The 1,877-nt window shown below is 32.4% G+C and carries 2 protein-coding genes; both read left to right on the plus strand.

The window, feature by feature from the left end:
* Positions 1-661: 661 nt before the first annotated feature.
* Positions 662-1,051 carry a hypothetical protein gene (locus AC1DSL_RS17725; protein WP_477533244.1) on the plus strand — a complete coding sequence of 130 codons (390 nt, stop codon included), beginning with the start codon at positions 662-664 and terminating at the stop codon, positions 1,049-1,051.
* Between the two features lie 641 nt (positions 1,052-1,692).
* A partial coding sequence (locus tag AC1DSL_RS17730) for a hypothetical protein (protein WP_477533245.1) occupies positions 1,693-1,877 on the plus strand: 185 nt, incomplete at its 3' end.

Below are 1,877 nucleotides of genomic sequence, written 5' to 3' on the forward strand. Positions count from 1 at the left end.
ATGGTATTCATACCGTGATGAGTGTTTTAAACAAATTGCGATTGAATGGTGTCAGGAAAATAAAATAAACTTTATTGAATAGAAATAACAGAGATGATTACTGAACCATGAACTGAACCCCTAATAGTGGACACTTTAAAAAAGTGACCTATACGGGGTTTTTTCTATTCCTAGAGCCCGTTATATCTGGAAGATAACTATTGTGGACGGGTGCTTTTCAATCGTGACAAAATGTATCAAGGAAAATCGCTTGTATTTCAACCTTATGATTTATGAGTTGTTGAACTAACGAAAGCTTTTTTAAAGATTAAAGTGCTGCCTAAACAGCTCTTTTTTTGTCACTCACCGAACCGATTAGTTCAATAAGAAATATATTAATACTGGTTTTGTTGTTTGGTATTCTCCTTGTTTTATTATCACTAAATTATTAATCATTCTCCCCCAAAACATAGCCAGCATAAATTATTAAAGGAATACAAGTAAATTCATACCTTTTCATTTCTTATTCTAAAAACGAGGAAGTTTAGTTCTATATGAAGGGATTATTGGAATGGTATTGAATAAGTTAATATATGTAAATCATTGAAGTTTTTAAGTGGTGATTAACTGATCATCGGGCTTGGGTATAAAATTGGATTTTAAAAGCAAAAGGGGATGTATTATGCGTCGAAGGATTTCAACATTATTGTTGCTGGTATTGGTATCATTTTTGCTATCAGCATGTGGCTATAAAACTTTCGATTTCTCTGGTGAGTCTGATAATTGGACGGGAGAATTAAAGGTTACTCAAACCGAAGATGAATGGGAAGAACAGGAATTAAAACTTCAATATAAAGGAAACGATGTAAATTCAGTTGGAGAAATTGAATATAACGTTGAGACTAATGCAGGAGGTTTTGGTGGAAGCGGTTTAACATTGGAGGAAAACGGAACGTTTAAAGCTAGTAAAGAGGCTAACCCAACAAATGCCAAAATCATTGAAGAATCTGAGGTTGTAGTGACAATAGAATGGAATGGCCATACTGAAACAATCATATTAAACATCAACTAGATATTGAACTAACTGTTACTAATGCTTTAGTTAAAGATCATCGGGGTGCTTAGGCAGCTCTTTTTCTTATTGAACTAACACGTGGCAGGTTAGCAGAAAAAGAAATTTACTTTAGGGGTAAAGGATTTTGATGAAGGTATTGTGAATTATCTTATTATTAAGGCACAATTTTTTTAGGGGTGTGTTTATAGTGGAAAGGGAAATAATAGTATTTGCGATTGCTATTTTGGAGACCTATGCTCTAGCTGGTGTTTTATATTTAGTATCTTTATTGATTTTCAAAAAACATAAACAAGTGATTTCAGTAATTTACTATTTGATTATATTAATAATGGTACATTATTTTATCATTGCTCAACGAAATTATATATTTWATGAGTACCCTACGATTGCATATTCAATGATAGTTTTAATGTTGCTTGGATATTATATCTTTTTTAGAGAATTGTTTTCATTTATAAAAATGAAGAAATCTGAAAGAGACACATCAGCTAAGGAAATTAGATGATTTTTGCTCAAAAAGGTAGAACGGAAAACAAGTTCACTTATTTGTGAATAATCGCCTCGAAAAAATCAATGTATAACAACTGTCCCTCACGGYAATGCTTTGTAAAAAGTAATTTGCTAAAGGAGACTATTCAATGGCTGAGTTTCCAATCATACATACAAATGTTTGGGATGCACTATGGGCTATCCCTGTAATTATAATATTGCTCCTCATCCTAAAATTCCTTGTTCACGTACCTTCAAAATATATCCCTACGTGTGCAACCTTGATTGGTTTATTCATTTCGATTTTCATCAGTCATCCCGATAACCTTTCTGC

The sequence above is a fragment of the Paenisporosarcina sp. P4_D4 genome (assembly GCF_056401835.1).